This is a genomic window from Enterobacter sp. CPE_E890 (assembly GCF_046521475.1).
GTDB lineage: Bacteria > Pseudomonadota > Gammaproteobacteria > Enterobacterales > Enterobacteriaceae > Enterobacter > Enterobacter adelaidei.
This window is the reverse complement of record NZ_JBKFZW010000001.1, coordinates 2,800,676-2,818,734: the sequence shown is the minus strand read 5'-3', so window position 1 is coordinate 2,818,734 and position 18,059 is coordinate 2,800,676. Positions and strand designations below refer to the sequence as shown.

17 protein-coding genes are annotated in these 18,059 nt (G+C 56.2%); all 17 read left to right on the top strand.

The genetic code is table 11. The features are described from left to right. The first annotated feature begins 5 nt into the window (after window positions 1–5). Window positions 6–509, top strand: a complete 504-nt coding sequence (tssJ, locus tag ACLHV9_RS13850; protein ID WP_049008586.1) for a type VI secretion system lipoprotein TssJ — start codon at window positions 6–8, stop codon at window positions 507–509. Window positions 510–534: 25 nt separating this feature from the next. Beyond that, a complete protein-coding gene (gene tssK, locus ACLHV9_RS13845) occupies window positions 535–1,878 on the top strand; it encodes a type VI secretion system baseplate subunit TssK (protein WP_407220669.1) in 1,344 nt (447 codons plus the stop codon). Between the two features lie 17 nt (window positions 1,879–1,895). After that, complete coding sequence (locus tag ACLHV9_RS13840; protein ID WP_108089711.1) at window positions 1,896–3,134, top strand: DotU family type VI secretion system protein; 1,239 nt, start codon at window positions 1,896–1,898, stop codon at window positions 3,132–3,134. 2 nt (window positions 3,135–3,136) lie between these two features. Beyond that, window positions 3,137–6,757 carry a type VI secretion system membrane subunit TssM gene (tssM, locus tag ACLHV9_RS13835; protein ID WP_028018709.1) on the top strand — a complete coding sequence of 1,207 codons (3,621 nt, stop codon included), beginning with the start codon at window positions 3,137–3,139 and terminating at the stop codon, window positions 6,755–6,757. A 16-nt stretch (window positions 6,758–6,773) separates the two neighbouring features. Beyond that, a complete protein-coding gene (gene tagF / locus ACLHV9_RS13830; protein WP_407220667.1) occupies window positions 6,774–7,490 on the top strand; it encodes a type VI secretion system-associated protein TagF in 717 nt (238 codons plus the stop codon). A gap of 11 nt (window positions 7,491–7,501) precedes the next feature. After that, on the top strand, window positions 7,502–8,518 hold the full coding sequence (tssA, locus tag ACLHV9_RS13825; protein WP_108089713.1) for a type VI secretion system protein TssA: 1,017 nt from the start codon (window positions 7,502–7,504) through the stop codon (window positions 8,516–8,518). 75 nt (window positions 8,519–8,593) lie between these two features. Beyond that, window positions 8,594–9,118 (top strand): type VI secretion system contractile sheath small subunit, encoded by a 525-nt coding sequence (gene tssB / locus ACLHV9_RS13820; protein ID WP_008502644.1) that lies wholly within the window; start codon window positions 8,594–8,596, stop codon window positions 9,116–9,118. A gap of 3 nt (window positions 9,119–9,121) precedes the next feature. Beyond that, window positions 9,122–10,621 carry a type VI secretion system contractile sheath large subunit gene (gene tssC / locus ACLHV9_RS13815; RefSeq protein ID WP_028018712.1) on the top strand — a complete coding sequence of 500 codons (1,500 nt, stop codon included), beginning with the start codon at window positions 9,122–9,124 and terminating at the stop codon, window positions 10,619–10,621. A gap of 337 nt (window positions 10,622–10,958) precedes the next feature. After that, window positions 10,959–11,378, top strand: coding sequence for a T6SS amidase immunity protein Tai4 family protein (locus tag ACLHV9_RS13810; RefSeq protein ID WP_256124995.1), 420 nt, complete (start codon window positions 10,959–10,961; stop codon window positions 11,376–11,378). A 181-nt stretch (window positions 11,379–11,559) separates the two neighbouring features. Next, window positions 11,560–12,042 carry an Hcp family type VI secretion system effector gene (locus ACLHV9_RS13805; protein ID WP_075606776.1) on the top strand — a complete coding sequence of 161 codons (483 nt, stop codon included), beginning with the start codon at window positions 11,560–11,562 and terminating at the stop codon, window positions 12,040–12,042. Window positions 12,043–12,099: 57 nt separating this feature from the next. Continuing rightward, window positions 12,100–12,642 carry a hypothetical protein gene (locus tag ACLHV9_RS13800; RefSeq protein WP_049008606.1) on the top strand — a complete coding sequence of 181 codons (543 nt, stop codon included), beginning with the start codon at window positions 12,100–12,102 and terminating at the stop codon, window positions 12,640–12,642. Continuing rightward, a complete protein-coding gene (locus ACLHV9_RS13795; RefSeq protein WP_108089715.1) occupies window positions 12,633–13,040 on the top strand; it encodes a putative T6SS immunity periplasmic lipoprotein in 408 nt (135 codons plus the stop codon). The genes ACLHV9_RS13800 and ACLHV9_RS13795 overlap by 10 nt, the downstream gene beginning before the upstream one ends. Window positions 13,041–13,122: 82 nt before the next feature. Continuing rightward, entirely contained in the window at window positions 13,123–14,871 is a 1,749-nt protein-coding gene (tagH, locus tag ACLHV9_RS13790) for a type VI secretion system-associated FHA domain protein TagH (RefSeq protein ID WP_108089716.1), read from the top strand. Further along, on the top strand, window positions 14,868–15,665 hold the full coding sequence (locus ACLHV9_RS13785) for a PP2C family protein-serine/threonine phosphatase (protein WP_108089717.1): 798 nt from the start codon (window positions 14,868–14,870) through the stop codon (window positions 15,663–15,665). Before tagH ends, ACLHV9_RS13785 begins: the two co-directional genes overlap by 4 nt. A 16-nt stretch (window positions 15,666–15,681) precedes the next feature. Continuing rightward, window positions 15,682–16,680, top strand: a complete 999-nt coding sequence (locus tag ACLHV9_RS13780) for a hypothetical protein (RefSeq protein ID WP_108089718.1) — start codon at window positions 15,682–15,684, stop codon at window positions 16,678–16,680. Between the two features lie 9 nt (window positions 16,681–16,689). Beyond that, the gene (locus ACLHV9_RS13775; RefSeq protein WP_407220666.1) at window positions 16,690–17,502 is read left to right on the top strand and encodes a type VI secretion system accessory protein TagJ; all 813 of its coding nucleotides are present in this window, start codon (window positions 16,690–16,692) and stop codon (window positions 17,500–17,502) included. Further along, a complete protein-coding gene (tssE, locus tag ACLHV9_RS13770; RefSeq protein WP_028018721.1) occupies window positions 17,495–18,058 on the top strand; it encodes a type VI secretion system baseplate subunit TssE in 564 nt (187 codons plus the stop codon). The genes ACLHV9_RS13775 and tssE overlap by 8 nt, the downstream gene beginning before the upstream one ends. Window position 18,059 lies beyond the last annotated feature (1 nt).

Below are 18,059 nucleotides of genomic sequence, written 5' to 3'. Positions count from 1 at the left end.
TTTTTATGAATAATAAAAATTTTCATCGGCTGTGGTTGGTCTTTTACGCGGTGGTTTTCACCCTTGTCAGTGGTTGTACGTCGTCTTCACACAGCGACCCTTCCCGCTACAATCTGCAGTTTCAGGCTCATCCACAAATCAATGAATCTGCGCCGCTTAAAGTCCGGGTACTGTTGTTGAAATCCGATGCGGATTTCATGTCCAGCGACTTCTATTCCCTGCAGAACAACGCGTCAGCAACGCTTGGCGCGAATCTGCTGAACAGCGATGTGTTCTTCCTGATGCCAGGACAGCTGTCGAAAACCCTCAGCGGACAAAGCTCTCCGGAGGCCCGCTATATCGGTGTGATGGCGGAATATCAGATGCTGGATGGCAAAAAATGGCGCGTTTCAATCCCTCTGCCTGTGCCAGGCGAAAATCATCTCTATCAGTTCTGGAAATGGTCCGCGGATGAACTCCAGGCCAACGTTTTTCTCGACGTGAATGGCATTCGTGTCATCAGTCAGTAACGCGCGTTAAAACAGGAAACACATCATGACGAAAGCAGAAAAGGTCGTCTGGACCGAAGGCATGTTCCTGCGTCCACACCATTTTCAGCGGGCTGAAAGCTATCTGCTCAACCATGTTCGTGAATGGGGTGCGCTACAGCGGTCCTATCTTTGGGGCTTTCTGGACGTTGAACTCGATGAAGCCTTGCTGCGTCAGGGATGCATTGCCCTGAGCTACTGCAGCGGGTTGCTGCCGGACGGCACCTTTTTCCAGGTGCGTAACGGGCGCAACGGGCCTGCACCGCTGAAAATCCCCGACAACCTCACCAATGAAAAGGTGGTGCTCGCGCTGCCGGTTCGCCGTGGCGAGAGAGAAGAGGTGATTTTTAGCGAAGAGCAGGCCTCTCTGGCGCGCTTCATCGCTTTTGAGCAAGAGGTAGAAGACGATAACGCCATGTCGGTGGGGGATGCCACCGTCCAGTTTGGCCGTCTTCGTCTGACCCTGATGCTGGAAAAAGATCTGACAGCAGAATGGACCGCCATCGGCGTGGCGGCAGTGACCGAGAAACGTAACGATAACCTCGTGCGACTCGATAACAGCTACATTCCGCCAATGCTGAACGCCAATAACAGCCCGCAGATCTACAGCATGATCAACGATCTGCACGGCTTACTGGTGCAGCGCAGTCAGCAGATTGGCGGTCGTCTGCGTCAGCCTGGCCGCTTTAACACCTCTGAACTGATCGAATTTACGCTGTTGTCGCTGGTGAACCGCCATCTGGGCGAGGTTTCTCACTTAAAAACGCTGCCGCTGCTGCACCCGGAAACGCTCTGGCGCAGCTGGCTGCCGTTTGCCACCGAACTCGCCACCTGGACCTCGCAACGTCACGCCGAAAACGTACTACCGATTTACGATCATGACGATCTCGCGAACTGCTTCAGTAAGTTGATGCTGATGCTGCGTCAGGGGCTGTCGCTGGTGATGGAAGATCACGCGATTCAGCTGCCGCTTAACGAACGCTCTCACGGTCTGAACATCGCTACGGTGCCTGAAACCAGCATGGTGCGCGAGTTTGGTTTCGTACTGGCGGTAAAAGCCAGTGTGCCAGGCGAACACCTGCAAACCTATTTCCCTGCCCAGATGAAGATAGCGCCGGTATCGAAAATCCGCGATCTGGTCCAGTTGCAACTGCCTGGCATTATGCTGCGCGCCATGCCGGTTGCGCCACCGCAGATCCCATGGCATGCGGGCTACAGCTACTTTGAGCTGGAGAAAGGCAGTGAGCTGTGGCACGAGATGGATAAGTCCGGTGCATTTGCCCTGCATCTTGCAGGGGAATTCCCGGGACTGGATATGGAGTTTTGGGCCATCCGTAGCCCGACAGAATAATATAGCGAGCGCTAAATATGCAGGAACGACAGGATACCGGCAGTGATGCCGCGATTACCGGAGCCAGTAGTAACAATCCGCTGGTGGCGGCCGCTAATCCGCTGCTCAATGCGATTCCGCAGATCCGTCATTCGGTGTCTCATGACGATCAGGTGGCATTACGCCAGCGTCTGATCGATGAAATTCGCCGTTTCGAAGTCCGCTGTCAGCAGGCTGGTCTCGCCTATGAGGTGATCGTCGGGGCACGTTACTGCCTGTGTACGGCCCTGGATGAAGCGGCTGCGCTGACCCCCTGGGGAAGCAGCGGCGTCTGGTCAAGCAACGGTCTGCTGGTGACGTTTCATAACGAAACCTGGGGCGGCGAGAAATTCTTCCAGCTGCTGGCGCGCCTGTCGCAGAACCCGCGTGAACATATTCTGCTGCTGGAGATGATCAATTACTGCCTGCTGCTTGGCTTCGAAGGGCGCTATCGGGTGCTGGATAATGGGCGCACCCAGCTCGAGACGATCAAGCAGCGACTCTGGCAGATGATCCGCGGCGTGCGTGGAAGCTATCCGCCACCGCTTTCTCCCCATCCGGAAGATCGCCCGGTGCTGCGCAAACTGTGGCGTCCGATGGTGCCGCTCTGGGCTTGTGTCGCGCTGGCCGGGTTTATCGCCTGCCTGTTCTACATCGTCCTTAACTGGCGTCTTGGCGACAACACCAGCCCGGTGCTGGCGAAGATTTACCAGTCCCAGCTGCCGGAAACCACCATCCAGCAGCCAGCTCGCCAACTACCTGCGGTGTTAAACCTGCGCGGCTTCCTGAAGCCTGAAATCGAGGCGGGCCTGGTCGCGGTGAAAGACGAAGCGGACCGCAGCGTTGTTATCCTGAAAGGTGACGGGCTGTTTGCCTCTGCCTCCACCGTTGTGCGTGACCGCTATGAACCGGTGATTAACCGTATTGCGCAGGCGATGAATAACGTCAGCGGCAAAATTCTGGTGGTGGGCTACAGCGACAACGTACCGATCCGCAGCGCGCGCTTTGCCTCTAACTATGAATTGTCTCTGGAACGTGCCCGCTCGGTACAAAAAATGCTGCAGGGAAGCCTCTCCCGGCCCGATCGTGTGAAAGCGGAAGGGCGGGGCGAGATTAACCCGGTGGCGCCGAACACGACGCCTGAAAATCGCGCCCGTAACCGCCGTGTGGAAATTACTCTGCTGGTGTCGCCTGAAAATACACAGGCTGAGCTGAACGGATTGCCGCAAGGAAACTAAGGATGCTGACTACACTTCTTTCCATTTTGACCAACCGCATTCTGTGGAGCTTCCTCGGCGTAACGGCGCTTGCGGCGGTGATCTGGATGATCGGTCCCCTGTTGTCCATCGTGGACACCCGACCGCTTGAGTCTGAACAAAACCGCATTATCAGCATCGCTGTGGTCTATCTGCTCTGGGCACAAGGCCATATCCTGCCGCGGTTGTACAATGCCTGGCTGAACCGCAAGCTGATGGACAAGCTCAATGAGAACACGAGCAAACCGGAAGCCGCGGATCCGCAGAAACGACTGAACAGCGAGGAGCAGATCCTCGCCAGCCGTTTTGATGAAGCCGCGCAGATGCTGAAAAAAGCGCACTTCAGCAAAGCGGGGCAGAGTGCCCAGTGGACGCAGCGCTTCAGCACGCAATATCTGTATCAACTGCCGTGGTACGTCATTATTGGCGCACCGGGCTCCGGTAAAACCACGGCGCTGGTCAATTCCGGGCTGCAGTTCCCACTGGCCGATCGTTTCGGTAAGACCGCATTGCGCGGTATTGGGGGGACGCGTAACTGCGACTGGTGGTTCACTAACGAGGCGGTGCTGCTGGATACGGCGGGTCGCTATACCACTCAGGAGAGCGAGCAGGTACAGGATGCCGGAGAATGGCTGGAATTCATGGGGTTACTGCGTAAGTATCGCCGCCGCCAGCCGATCAACGGTGTCATCATCACTATCAGCATTTCTGACCTGCTCACCCAGTCTGCCGAGGCGTCCCGCCAGCAGGCGGTGAATCTGCGTCAGCGTCTGTCTGAACTGCATGAACAACTGGGCATTCGCTTCCCGGTGTACGTGATGGTAACCAAGGCTGACCTGCTTAAAGGCTTCCGTGCATGGTTTGCCGACTACGACAAAGCCCAGCGCGATCAGATCTGGGGCTTTACGCTGCCGTGGGAGCAAACCAGACACGCCGATTACGACCTGATGGGCAACTTCCAGCAGGAGTTTTCTCTGCTGCAGCAGCGTCTGGACGCCGGGCTGCCGGAAACCATGCTGAAAGAGCATGACGCGAAAACCCGCGCCGAAGCCTATCTCTTCCCACAGGAGTTTGCCGCGCTGCGTCCGCTGCTGGCGGACTACCTGAGCACGGTCTTCGCCCGTTCGAATTTCGAAACCGAGTTTTCTCCGCGCGGGATCTACTTCGCCAGCGGGACGCAGGAGGGCATGCCGTTCGACCGCGTGATGGGTGAATTGAACCGCGCGCTCTCTTTACCTGAAGGTGCCGAGGGCGATAGCTGGGATGCAGTCAGCAAAGAGGCACCCATTCCAGGAGCGAAAGGCCAGAGCTTTTTCATCAAGAATCTGCTGCAAAACGTCATTTTCCAGGAGGCCGGTATTGCCGGAGAAAACCGCTGGTGGGAACTGCGCAACCGGGCGGTGATCTGGTCCGGCTATGCAGCACTGCTGTCTCTGCTGGTGATCCTCGGTGGGCTGTGGCTGACCAGCTACGCCAAAAACAAGGCGTATCTGGAAGAGGTCGATGCGAAGGTGCCGCTGCTTGATCAGCAGAGTAAAGCCTTACAGAACCAGCCTCAGCGTGATCTGTTTGATCTGCTGCCGCTGCTCAATGGTCTGGTGGACCTGCCGAAGAGTGACGCGTTTGATGTAAACGATCCGCCAGTATCCCGCCGTATGGGTCTTTATCGTGGGGATGACGTCAGTGATGCATCGCAGTCTCTGTACCAGAAAGCGCTGGATCAGATGCTGCTGCCTGCCGTCGCCATGCACATCACCACCTGGCTTCGTAACGACAACGGCAGCGATGTGGAATACAGCTACGAAGCGCTAAAAGCCTATCAAATGCTGTATCAGCCAAAGCACTACGACGGCAAATTCCTGCATTCGTGGGTGATGCTCAATCTGCAGCGCAACCTGCCGCAGAACGTCACGAAGGCGCAACTGCAACAGCTTGAATGGCATCTGACGCAGCTGCTGGAACCGAAAATTCAGGCCTCCCCGTATGCCCAGGACGAATCCCTGGTTACCCGCGAAAGAGCGCTGATCAACCAGCAGCCGCTCTCCACCCGCGTATATGGTCGTCTGAAGCGTCTGCTGGAACATGATGAAAATCTGAAGCCGGTTTCTCTTACCGACCTGGGAGGACCGCAGAGCGAACTGGTGTTTTCACGTAAAAGCGGCAAGCCGGTGAGTGAGGGTGTGCCGGGGCTTTATACCCCGGACGGCTACTGGAAAAGCTTTAACGGCCAGATTGACAGCGTCACCACCGCCCTGCATGAAGACGATGCCTGGGTTCTGGGAGCCGCCACGGCGCAGGAAGATAAAAAGCAGATCGATAACGCCGTGCGCCAGCTCTACATGCGAGACTTTATCGCAAACTGGGATCCCTGGCTCGCCGACATTCAGCTTAACAACAGTGCCGACCTTTCTCAGCGTATCAATACCGCACGCCTGCTTTCTGGCACAAACTCGCCGCTGCGCCGTCTGGTGCTGAGCCTGAGTCAGGTACTGACGCTATCTCGTGATGAACCAGCAGCAGACAATGCCGGTAAAGCACAAGATCAAAGCAATCGCGCTACCCGCACGCTGGAAACGCTGTTCAGCAATAACAACTCTGCTCCGTCACAAGCTGCCGTTGTCGCTCAGTCACCGGAACAATTGGTTACCGATCACTACGCCCCGCTGATTGAGCTGGCGCAACCGCTGGAGAAGGGCGGTAAGACTATCGTCTTTGATGACTTTCTTAAGCAGGTGGACGAGCTTTACCGTTACCTGACCGCCGTCCAGGACGCCGCCAACAGCGGCATGCCGGCACCGGGCGGCGAGGCGATCAGCCGTCTGCAGGCCAGCGCCGGTCGCCTGCCGGGCGGGCTGCAAACCATGTTCAGCAACATGGCGGTGGGGGCCAGCAGTGATACCCAGCGCCGCGATCTGGACAATGTGCGTAAGCGGATCAATGTCGAAGTGGGCGGATTCTGTCGTCAGGCGATTGCCGGTCGCTACCCGCTGGTACGCAGCGCCAGCACCGAGGTCACTCCTGACGATCTCGCGCGTATGTTTGCGCCGGGAACCGGGCTGATGGACGCCTTCTTCCGCGACAATCTGACCAATAAAGTGGATACCACGCAGGCAAACTGGCGCTTTATGCCGGGCATTGACGGCAAAACGCTGCCGGGAAGCGAAGGGCTGCTGAGACCGTTCCAGCAGGCCCAGTCCATTCGCGACGCTTTCTTTGCTAATGGCGCCACGACCCCGTCTTTCAAAGTGACGGTCCGCACCGTGCGAATGGATAACACCATTCTGAACCTGACGCTGGACGTTGATGGCCAGCAACTGCGCTACAGCCATGGCCCGCAGGCCGTGCAGATCATGAACTGGCCAGGACCAGGTGGTACCAATCAGGTTCGTATGCAGCTGGGGCTGGCGAATGGCAGCACGGCGACGCTGGTGACCAACGGTGCCTGGGCGCTAAACCGCTTTTTCGATAAAGCGAGCACCAGCCCGGGGGCAGGTAGCCTGAGCCGCCAGGCCACGTTCAACGTCGACGGACATCAGGTCACGCTGGAGTTTGCGCCAAACAGCATTCGCAACCCGTTCCAGCTTCCTCGTTTCTCATGCCCATAACCGCAAGGACAGCCGTATGACGAATACCCCTGCGATGAACCGCTACAGCTGGTATGGCAAGTTACCCAGCGCCGGAGATTTTTTGCAGCGTCGCTTTCCTGACACTTTACAGCGCCAGTGGTCACACTGGTTCCAGGTTGGCCTGCTGGCCTGGCAGCAGGAAGAGCAGCGCAGCGGCGAGCGCCAGTTTTACAAAGCGCCGGTCTGGAATTTTGTTGTCCCCCCGATGCTGGGTAGCCAGATGATCCAGATGGGCTGTCTGCTGCCCGGCCGCGACAGCGTTGGTCGACAATACCCGGTTTGCCTTCAGCTGAGCTTCGTCCCGACAGAGTGGTCGACGAGCCTGCTCAGCCAGGCTGAAAGCTGGTATCAGCAGATTGGGCGCCTGGGTTTGCACGCGGTGCGCAATAGTTTTTCCGCCTCACAGCTGGATGAGATGCTGATGACCATTCCGGCGCCGCAGCCCGTTGAGCCGCAAAAGCGTTCTGACATCCTTGATGTGATTGGTTATGACGAGGACGGTCAGAACACGCTGGGATGGCCCCAGGCCGCGGAGTGCTTTGATCCGCTGCGCCAGACCAGCTACTGGTGGACTAACCGCTGCGATGGTTATCCGCTGTACACCCATGTGCACAGCGGTAACTTTACCGGGCAGCTTTTCACTCTGCTGTTCGACCCTGCAGGGGGCGCCCGCCCGGGCCGTCACGGTCTCTATCCGCCCATGTTTGAATAAGCAGGGATCTCATGAATATCGAAGAATTTCTCGCGCCAATAAGCCCCGACAAGCCCTGCGGCGAAAACCTGGAGTACGACGCCGACTTCCAGATTATGAATCAGGCAAGTCTTGGGAAAGCAGAACAGCAGTTTGGCGACACCATTATCCCGGCGGAACCTGCTGACTGGAACACGGTTGAAAAATACGCCACCAGCCTGCTGACCCGCACCAAAGATCTTCGCGTACTGCTGGCACTCACGCATGCCTGGACCCGCCGTCGCGGCCTGGCAGGTTACGCAGACGGACTATTACTGGTGCAGGAGGCCATCAGCCGTTACTGGGAGCCGCTTTATCCGCTGCTGGAAGAGTATGGCGAAACCGATCCGTTCTATCGCATTAACGCTCTGGCAGGGCTGAGCGATAAATCTGACCTCACCGTCGCCGTGCGTAATGCTTCGCTGCTGCGTTCAAACGGCGATGAAATTTCGCTCCGGGATGCCCAGGCGCTGCTGGATGGCAGCAAGACCGAATGTCCGGATTATCCGGGCGGTCGTCCACGGCTGATTGACGAACTGGCTCGCGGCGACCAGCCGGGTACCGCCGCGGTTATCGTCATTCACGAACGGCTGCAGGTCATTCGCGATCTCCTCACCGGGTATCTCGGTGAAAGCGGCGTACCCGAAATGGAGCAGCTGCTGAAAACCGTGGGGCTGGTCGCCAGCGCGTGTCAGGTGACCGACATCAGCAAGCTGCTGCCAAACCGTGAAGCGCAGGCTGAACAACATGCTGAGCAGCAACAGGTAGCAGCACAGCCCGTTCAGCAGGTCACCGACTGGCGCAGTGTGCAGGTCACCAGCCGCGCCGACGCGCAGCTGATGCTGGAAAAAGCGAAGCAGTATTTTGCGCAGTACGAACCGAGCCACCCTGCGCCGCTGATGATTGAACGGGTACAGCGGCTGTCAGAACTCAACTTTATGGACATTATTCGCGACCTGGCGCCGGACGGCGTTAACCAACTGGAAAACATCTTTGGACGCCGCGAATAACGCGTCCAGGCATTATGACGACAGGCATGGAGCCTGCCGTTTCAACTTCACCGCGCATCTTTGATGGAGAACATCATGGCAATGAGTAACAGTGGGCAGAAATTCATCGCACGTAACCGTGCCCCCCGCGTGCAGATTGAGTACGACGTAGAGATCTACGGTGCAGAACGTAAAATTCAGCTGCCGTTTGTGATGGGCGTCATGGCCGATCTGGTCGGCAAACCGGTTGAAAACCTGCCGGCCGTCGACGAGCGTAAATTCCTCGAAATCGACATCGACAACTTTGATGAACGCATGAAGGCACTTAAGCCGCGTGTGGCGTTCCAGGTGGATAACACCCTGACCGGCGAAGGTAAGCTCAATGTCGATCTGACCTTCGACAGCATGGACGACTTCCTGCCGGATGCGGTGGCCCGCAAGGTTGAACCTCTGAACAAGCTGCTGGAAGCGCGTACTCAGCTCTCCAACCTGCTGACCTACATGGACGGCAAAAACGGTGCGGAAGAGCTGATCGCGAAAATTCTCCAGGATCCGACGCTGCTCAAATCCCTGAGCCAGTTGCCGAAAAATGACGAAAGTGCGAAAGGTAGCGAGGAATAATCGATGAGCAACCAGACTCAACAACATGAGCAGCAGGCGGGTCAGGCGTTCAGCCAGGATGAATTCAGCGCGCTGCTGAACAAAGAGTTCCGCCCGAAAACCGATCAGGCGCGTTCCGCTGTAGAAAGCGCGGTCAAAACTCTGGCGCAGCAGGCGCTGGAAAATACCGTCACTTTCTCCAACGACACCTACCGCACCATTCAAAACCTGATTGCCGGTATCGACGAACAGCTGTCTCAGCAGGTGAACCAGATCATTCACCACGACGAGTTTCAAAAGCTGGAAAGCGCCTGGCGCGGTCTGAGCTACCTGGTGAACAACACTGAAACCGACGAGATGCTGAAGATCCGCTTTATGAGCATCTCCAAGCAGGAGCTGGGCCGCACCCTGAAACGCTATAAAGGCGTGGGCTGGGACCAGAGCCCGATCTTCAAGAAAATCTACGAGCAGGAGTACGGCCAGTTTGGTGGTGAGCCGTTTGGCTGCATCGTGGGTGACTACTACTTCGACCACAGCCCGCAGGACGTTGAGCTGCTGGGTGAAATGGCGCGCATCGGCTCAGCGGCGCACTGTCCGTTTATCACCGGTACCGCACCGGGCGTGATGCAGATGGAATCCTGGCAGGAACTGGCTAACCCGCGCGACCTGACCAAGATCTTCCAGAACACCGAATACGCCGCCTGGCGTTCACTGCGTGAATCCGAAGATGCCCGCTATCTGGGTCTGGTGATGCCACGCTTCCTGTCACGTCTGCCGTACGGCATTCGTACTAATCCGGTCGACAGCTTTGACTTTGAAGAGCAGACCGACGGCGCGAACCACAACAGTTACTCCTGGGCGAACGCGGCGTATGCGATGGCTGCCAACATCAACCGTTCTTTCAAAGAGTACGGCTGGTGCACCTCGATTCGCGGCGTGGAGTCCGGCGGGGCGGTAGAAAACCTGCCATGCCACACTTTCCCGAGCGATGACGGCGGTGTGGACATGAAATGTCCGACTGAGATCGCCATCAGCGATCGTCGTGAAGCCGAGCTGGCGAAAAACGGCTTTATGCCGCTGGTTCACCGCAAAAACTCCGATTTTGCGGCCTTCATTGGCGCGCAGTCTCTGCAGAAACCGGCCGAATACCACGACCCGGATGCCACCGCCAACGCGCGTCTGGCCTCTCGTCTGCCGTACCTGTTCGCCTGCTGCCGCTTTGCGCACTACCTGAAGTGCATTGTGCGCGACAAAATCGGCTCCTTCCGCGAGCGTGAAGAGATGGAACGCTGGCTGAACGACTGGGTAATGAACTACGTAGACGGTGACCCGGCCAACTCCTCTCAGGAGACCAAATCCCGCAAACCGCTGGCGGCTGCGGAAGTGCAGGTGCAGGAGATTGAAGACAACCCGGGCTACTACGCCGCGAAGTTCTTCCTGCGTCCACACTACCAGCTGGAAGGCCTGACCGTTTCCCTGCGTCTGGTTTCAAAACTGCCGTCGCTGAAGACGAAAGACGCGTGATGAATGTAGCCGGCCCATTGGGCCGGCAACTTTTCGGTTAATACGAGATAGCTAATGAATTTGACTGTGAAAGCGTTAATACGAAAATTCATCAGCTATTTAGCCATTTATACGTTGCTAATAATTTCATTCATGCTGTTTGTGACGGTATCCGGCTACTATCTGTTTATCTTTGACTGGCCGGATGATGTTCCGCGAATCGCAATGCATGGGTTCTTATGTGCTGGACTTAATGCATTAGCGATAGGGATATACGTTGTCGCAGAGAAATGGAAAGAGAGAAGTTAGTGCCTCTCGCTGGCAGATGCGCTACTGAGCATATGGCAAAGGATATAAGGTGAAACATTTCTGTTTTTTCCTCGCGTTTATGACTTTTTATGTGTGTGCTGGAAATAACTATCCTGATTTTTATCAGCAGCAAACATACCGGCAGGTTTTAAAAGATTTAGTTCTGGCGCGCTGTCTTGCTCAGGTGGCAGATAAAGGCAGTCAGTTTTCTGCTGATGCGGCCCGAAGTGCGAGCGCATTTATTGAGTGGATACCTTTTGATGCTGAAAATGGCACGGATAAAGTGAATGCCCTCATCGAAAAATATAAAAATCAAATTAATGGTTTTCATTCAGAGCGAAAACCCGATGTCAAAGGCGTAACCTTAAACTGTCTACGTCTTTATCATAGCGACAAACTGAACAAACTGGTTCCGCAAGTCATCATTGGCGATCCTGACCGTAGCTGGATCCAGGATAACCCAGAGTAGTAAAAGACTTCACATTCTTTCCGTTCATTCAGGGGGGAGTGTAAGACTGTCAAATGACACGGGTCATTTGATGTGAGGCAGAGGTAAAATATGGACGGTTTTATTCAGCCCCATGCTTTCCTGTTTGCCATATAAGTGCTTTTTCGAAAGCAATATTGTTCATCCACGAAGAGTAGATATTATGGCTATTGATATGTTTCTGAAGGTCGAGGGTGTTACGGGCGAATCTAAAGATTCTAACCACACCGGCTGGACTGATATTACCTCCTTCTCCTGGGGCGCTTCCCAGCCAGGTAATATGAGCGTTGGCGGTGGCGGCGGTGCCGGTAAAGTTAACTTTAACGACCTGCACGTAAACGCGCTGATCGACAAATCCACCACCGCTATCCTGAAACACTGCGCCAGCGGTAAACACCTGACCAAAGTTGAGCTGTCCGTCTGTAAAGCGGGCGGCCAGCAGGTGGAGTACACCCGCATCACGCTGGAAGACGTGCTGGTAACGTCTGTTCAGTACACCGGTGCAGATAACGGCGATACCGTTGGTGTGACCTACGCATTCCAGGCTGCGAAAGTGAAACAGCAGTACTGGGAGCAGACCACGTCTGGTGGTAAAGGTGCTGAAAGCAGCGCTGGCTGGAACATCAAAGAGAACAAAGAAGCGTAATTGCGTATGTGGCCGGGGAGTTTTCCCCGGTCATTATCAACCGGGAAGGAAGATAGTATGGCAAGCTTGCAGGAAGGAGGCGCCCGTCCTCTCACTATTGGCGAAATAGCACTGGCGCGCTCGGTTTTTGGTGACGCAATAAAGTACTCAGAAGTTAAAGTCCATAATAAAAGCTATTTGCCGTTTAATATGCAGTCGACAGATGTCGCGATGACTCCCAATGGTGAGCTCTATTTTCGCGAGCCGCATTATCGGGATGACTTTTCAATCGAGGTTCCGCGATATAAGCACTGGTTCATTCACGAAATGGTGCATGTACTGCAGCATCAGGTTGGAATGAATGTTCGAACCCGAGGCGCGTTCAGTTGGGCAGCAAGTTATAATTATTCTCTTCCCCCCGATAAAAAACTATCGGACTTTGGTATGGAGCAGCAGGCTTCTATCATTTCAGATTTTTATTATCTGATAAATTACGGCCTGGGTGATTTCCGAAACATTGCAGGTTTCGAGGGAATTATCGGACCAGACCTGAAGGATAAATATCTGCAGGTATTATCGTTGTTTATTCAAAATCCTAAAGACCGGCGGGTATGGTTATGAAACAGTTACTCAGTGTTGTAGCAATCGCATTAACGGTGAGTGCCTGTGTCTCTCATCCTGCACAATATCAGTCGCTTACGGTTACGCTAAAGAACAACGAACCCTGCTTTGCTATTCCCGCTAACTCCGGGTTAGAAGCGCCTGTCACCAGCCATTCGCCCACCATAATGAAACGCGCGGGAAATGAATGGAAAGCGATATCGCCGCCGTCAACGTTTAGCCCTGAGGTGACGTTAACGACCCAACAGTGTCACCTGTGGAAGGGGATTGCGTGGCAAGCGGGAGAATATGATGTTGCTCTGAAAGTGTCAGGGAAAAACGATTCTATTCGTTATGCTGCCCGTTTCACCTTACAAGAAGGTCCTTCAGGCCAGTTTAAGCTTACGCAAACTGAATAGAATGTGTTAACCCCCAAACGCCGCCGTTCTCGCTCCGAGAGCGGCAGCGTTTGAGCGCTAATCATACCAGCAGGAATACGCCATGCGATTCACGATTATTTCTACGAAACCCGGTCATCAGCCGCCACAAAGCAGCTGTGATTTTTACGCCCCGGGCGGCACCATTGGGCGCGGTACGGATAACAATCTGGTATTGCCGGATAATGACCGCACTATCTCTCGTCTGCAGGCCATTGTTCACGTTGACGCCCAGGGTGAATGCCGCGTGACCAACCGTGGCAGCGTCACCCGCGTGGTATTAAATGACATTCCGCTGGAGCGGGGGCGTCAGGTTGAACTGCAGGATGGCGACATTCTTGGTATTGATGACTACCGCCTCGAAGTGACCGAGCTGATCCACGACACGCAGCCCGTGAGCCGTATGGCGGCGAGCATGCAGCAGCAGGCACGTCCGACTGTCGCACCCGCTCCGCAACCGAAGCCTGTGAGTGCAGCGCCACGAGCGAAAGCAGAGCCGACAGCCGTGCCAACGGAAATCTGGGATAACCTGATGCAGGAGTTCTCTATCTCCGACAGTATCTCCAGCAACCGCACAAAACCGCAGCCTGCAGCTTCGCACGATCCCTTCTCCCAGCCTGCGGCCCCGGAGCGTAACGCTGAAGATCCGCTGGCGATGTTCAACGACAGCGATCCTAAGCTTGAGCGTAAGAATGTCGATCCGGACACGCTGTTCAGCGATGAAGCGTTGTTCAAAAAAGAGAGCATCTTCGATGACGTCACCCCGTCAACACTGGTGCCGCCGGTAGAGAGTAAACCCGCACCAGAAGAAGAGGCGACGGATGAACTCGATCCGCTGGCCCTGTTTGGTGGCAAGGCCAGCGCGCCAGCTGCGCGTAATGATGACCCACTCGGGCTGATGGGCGGCACACCGTTAACCCATCCGGATGAGATCATCGACAATAAGCCAGTGCCTGAACCTGAGCAGGAAGACAACGTGCTGGCTGATTCTCCGCTGTTTGCCCCTGAGCCGCAGGAAGCACCGCGTGCAGAAGAAGCGCCCGCGCGACCAGATTATGCAGGCTTCACGATGCCTACGCCGCAGGCTGTGACGCGCAGTAGCGCTCAGGCCCCTAAGGGCCGTCTGCGTATCGATCCGGTCAATAACACTGCCACCTCAACCGCCACGGTAAACAATGGCGAGAAGGGCGATGTGTTGCAGGGTGAACTGCTGGAGGCGCTGCTGGAAGGTATGGGCCTGAGTGAAATGCAGCCGGTGCCGCAGTTTGACCGTGAAAATATGCGTCAGCTGGGGCAGATTCTGGGTATGTTCTCTCAGGGAACCGTGGCGCTGCTCTCCTCGCGCTCCATCCTCAAGCGCGGCGTGAAAGCCGATATGACCATGGTGCTGGACGATGCCAACAACCCGTTCAAGCTGTTGCCGACCGGCAAAACCGTCTTGATCCAGATGTTCGGCACCCCGATGCCGGGGTTTATGCCGCCAACAAAATCCGTGCGCGACGCGCTGATCGATTTGCAGGCGCATCAGCTGGGTATGATCTCCGGTATCCGCGCCATTATTGCCGCGATGCTGCAGTCCTTTAACCCGGAACAGCTGGAAGAGCAGGCGAAGCAGAACGGCATGACCTCCCGTCTGGCGCTACCGGGCAGCCGCAAAGCCGCCCTGTGGGACTATTTTGTCCGTAGCTATGGCGAGACGGCCGGCGAGATTGAGGATGACTTCCATACCCTGTTCGGCGAAGCCTTCCTTCATGCGTATGACATGGAGGTGAATCAGTACAAAGACTCACAGAGCGGATCGGAAGACAAATGAATATCGCAACGGCTTCTCTCTCCCGCCAGGGGACGCGCGCCAGCAACCAGGATCAGACGGGAGAAACCATTGGGGAACGTTCAGCCTGCTTTGTCGTCTGTGACGGCATCGCGGGCCTGCCGGGTGGTGACGTCGCCGCTGAACTGGCCCGCAACAGCATTATCTCCCGCTTCGATGGCGACAAGCACCTTAACGCGCAGCATATACGCGACTACGTGAAAACGGCGAACCGCACCATTCTCACTGAACAGCAGGCGGTACAGGACTATCGCCGGATGGGCACGACGCTGGTCAGCCTGTTTATTGACAGGGATTACGGTCTGGCGTACTGGGCGCACGCCGGAGACAGCCGTCTGTATCTGTTTCGTCGGGGCTGGTTGTGGCATGTCACCACCGACCACAGCCTGGTGCAACAGATGAAAGACGCAGGACACCAGACTGACAACCTGAACAGCAACCTGCTGTATCTGGCGCTGGGGATTGAAAACGGTGGACCGGAAGCGAGCTATAGCGACGTGGTTCAGGTTGAAGACGGCGATGCCTTTTTACTCTGCACAGACGGTTTCTGGCATGGCGTCAGCGAAGAGCAGATGAAACAATCGCTACACATGGTCAACACGCCGCAAGAGTGGCTGACCTTAATGAACCAAATTATTCAAAAGAATGCCGAGCAGGAGGGGAATGCGCAGGATAACTATACCGCCCTGGCGGTATGGATGGGCAACCCTCAGGACACCACATTGCTGCACACACTCTCTGACGCAGCACAATTTCTTCCCTGCGGAACTGATTAGACACACAAGGAACGATATGAAACTTTGGCTATCGGGTTTGGCACTTCTGACGGTGGCTTCCACCGCGCAGGCTGAGAATTTCCGCATTGTGCAGTCACCTGCGCAGAAGCTGGATATCTGGATCGACAACATCAAAGACAACACGCCGCAGAGCTGGTGTAAGCCAGAGGTGGCCCTGCGTATTGTGGCGAACGGCAAGAAAGACGTTTCCGTTCTGGAGAACTTTGTGCCACGTCTTGGTTCTCTGCTGGAACACCAGTGCAGCAAAGTGAATAAGCTCAACTGGACGCTTAACGATCCGGCGGGCACGACGCTGGCACAGGGCACAGCAGGTAAAGCACAGGATTGGGCGTTGGTGGTGAAACAGGAGCAGTCCGCCCCAGCAGCGACCGTAACCGCAACCCCTGCCAGCGGTGCGTTAGTGCCGCCGGACCAGAATGTCGCCGCCCAAACTGCTGCCGCCGACCGCACGCCGTGGCAGGAATTTACCCTTCAGGATGGTTGCCACCTGCGCACCTTCTGGGAAGGGGGCTCCTCAGCACCGGCGCTGTTTATTCCGGATACTGACACCACCCGTTGCGGTAACGGGAGCTGGCTGAGCGGACACGCCGTCATCTCGCAGTCCCGTAACGGCGGGCAGAAAGAGATGGCAGTGACGTACATTCATGGCTTCCCGGTAACGGGGCTGAATCAAAGCGCCAACCCTGAAAACGCGCTGATCACCTCCGTCAACAAAGAGCGCATGGTATTCAGCACCCCAAACAGCGACCAGAGCTGGATGATCCTGCCTTACGACGACACCCTCAATAGCTGGAAGAGTAACGGCACCGTAGCGGTGGAGATTTCCCGTGAAACCGCCAGCGACGATGCAAAACTGCAGGCGCGTATTGCGGCAGTGAAAAAAACCTGGAGCGCCTGGGTTGCACCCGGCACCCCGGTGAATATCGTTCTGATTGATACCCTGCGTCCTCAACTGCGCGACCCGGCAGTCGGTGCGTGGCGCGCGGCGAATTAAGGAATGGCTATGAATACGCTTTATCAACACCTGGCGGGTGAGTCGCTCAGCGACGCGCTGGCACGTCTTGAAGCCGAAATCAAAGCCCGTCCGGCAGATGCCGATCTCCGCGCCGCGTTCGTACAGTTTTTAACCCTCAGCGGCAACTGGACGCGTGCGCTGACTCAACTGAAAAGCTGGCTGGCGCTGAAGCCTCAGGCAAAGCCAACGGTTACGCTGCTGGAGCAGTCAATCCAGGGCGAGTTGCAACGTGCGCAGGTAATGGCGGGACAAGCGCGTCCGGCCATGCCTGAAACCCAGTGGCCGTGGTTGACCACGCTTGCTGCGGCGCTGAGCGAAGAAGGCGAACAAGCAGCAGTACTGCGTCTGGACGCCCTTGAACAGGCGCAGGCAAACCCGGGACACCTCACCCTCGAAAACGGGGAAACACAGACGTTTGACTGGCTGATGGATGGCGATGCCCGTCTCGGTCCGGTGTGTGAAACCATTGTGAACGGTCGCTATTTCTGGCTGCCGTTTAGCGCCATCGCAGAAATCCGCTTCCAGGCCCCGGCCAGCGTCACCGATCTCGTCTGGCGCCATGCGCTGGTACGTCTGACCGACGGTACGGAACAGGTGTGTCAGATCCCGGCGCGCTATCCTTTTGCGGCCGATGCCTCCGATGCGGTCAAGCTGGGACGCACCACCGAGTGGCGTCCGCTCGACGAGGACGCCACCCTTTACGAAGGGATGGGGCAGAAAGCCTGGCTGAGCGAACAAAGCGAAAGCCCGCTGCTGACGCTAAGCCTCGTGACGTTTGCGACGGATGGAGCCGATGAGTAATCCCGCTGGCGAAGGCGATCTGCTGCGCAGCGGCTGGCAAGCCCGCAGCAAGCAGGAGAAGGTGGGGGCGCGCGATAAAATGCAGCCCTCACTGCTGGATCGCCTCACCGATAACGACCCGGAAAAAAAACGCGAGTCGGCCAACAGCAATCTGATCACTCACGCTGCGCTGCGTCGCAATGTCCTGCGGGATCTGCAGTGGCTGTTTAACACCATTAACCATGATGCGTCCGGTGATTTGAGTGCGTTGCCACACGTCAACCGCTCGGTGATCAACTTTGGTGTTGCGCCGCTGGCCGGGAAGCGCATGTCGGATATCGAATGGCACGACATTCAGCGCAAGCTCACTGAGGCCATCATCAATTTTGAACCACGTATTTTGCCGCAAGGGCTGCAGGTTCGCTGCGTATCGGATACCTCATCGCTGGATCTGCACAACGTGCTGTCCATCGAAATCAAAGGGCGTTTGTGGTGTGTGCCATACCCGCTGGAGTTTCTGTTTCGCACCGATGTCGATCTGGAAAACGGCCATTTTGAACTGAAAGATGCGGGGTAAT

Excerpts from the sequence above, each read along its gene's own strand:
- tssJ (WP_049008586.1), top strand. The coding sequence starts at position 6 with ATGAATAATAAAAATTTTCATCGGCTGTGGTTGGTCTTTTACGCGGTG.
- tssK (WP_407220669.1), top strand. The coding sequence starts at position 535 with ATGACGAAAGCAGAAAAGGTCGTCTGGACCGAAGGCATGTTCCTGCGT.
- ACLHV9_RS13840 (WP_108089711.1), top strand. The coding sequence starts at position 1,896 with ATGCAGGAACGACAGGATACCGGCAGTGATGCCGCGATTACCGGAGCC.
- tssM (WP_028018709.1), top strand. The coding sequence starts at position 3,137 with ATGCTGACTACACTTCTTTCCATTTTGACCAACCGCATTCTGTGGAGC.
- tagF (WP_407220667.1), top strand. The coding sequence starts at position 6,774 with ATGACGAATACCCCTGCGATGAACCGCTACAGCTGGTATGGCAAGTTA.
- tssA (WP_108089713.1), top strand. The coding sequence starts at position 7,502 with ATGAATATCGAAGAATTTCTCGCGCCAATAAGCCCCGACAAGCCCTGC.
- tssB (WP_008502644.1), top strand. The coding sequence starts at position 8,594 with ATGGCAATGAGTAACAGTGGGCAGAAATTCATCGCACGTAACCGTGCC.
- tssC (WP_028018712.1), top strand. The coding sequence starts at position 9,122 with ATGAGCAACCAGACTCAACAACATGAGCAGCAGGCGGGTCAGGCGTTC.
- ACLHV9_RS13805 (WP_075606776.1), top strand. The coding sequence starts at position 11,560 with ATGGCTATTGATATGTTTCTGAAGGTCGAGGGTGTTACGGGCGAATCT.
- ACLHV9_RS13800 (WP_049008606.1), top strand. The coding sequence starts at position 12,100 with ATGGCAAGCTTGCAGGAAGGAGGCGCCCGTCCTCTCACTATTGGCGAA.
- ACLHV9_RS13795 (WP_108089715.1), top strand. The coding sequence starts at position 12,633 with ATGGTTATGAAACAGTTACTCAGTGTTGTAGCAATCGCATTAACGGTG.
- tagH (WP_108089716.1), top strand. The coding sequence starts at position 13,123 with ATGCGATTCACGATTATTTCTACGAAACCCGGTCATCAGCCGCCACAA.
- ACLHV9_RS13785 (WP_108089717.1), top strand. The coding sequence starts at position 14,868 with ATGAATATCGCAACGGCTTCTCTCTCCCGCCAGGGGACGCGCGCCAGC.
- ACLHV9_RS13780 (WP_108089718.1), top strand. The coding sequence starts at position 15,682 with ATGAAACTTTGGCTATCGGGTTTGGCACTTCTGACGGTGGCTTCCACC.
- ACLHV9_RS13775 (WP_407220666.1), top strand. The coding sequence starts at position 16,690 with ATGAATACGCTTTATCAACACCTGGCGGGTGAGTCGCTCAGCGACGCG.
- tssE (WP_028018721.1), top strand. The coding sequence starts at position 17,495 with ATGAGTAATCCCGCTGGCGAAGGCGATCTGCTGCGCAGCGGCTGGCAA.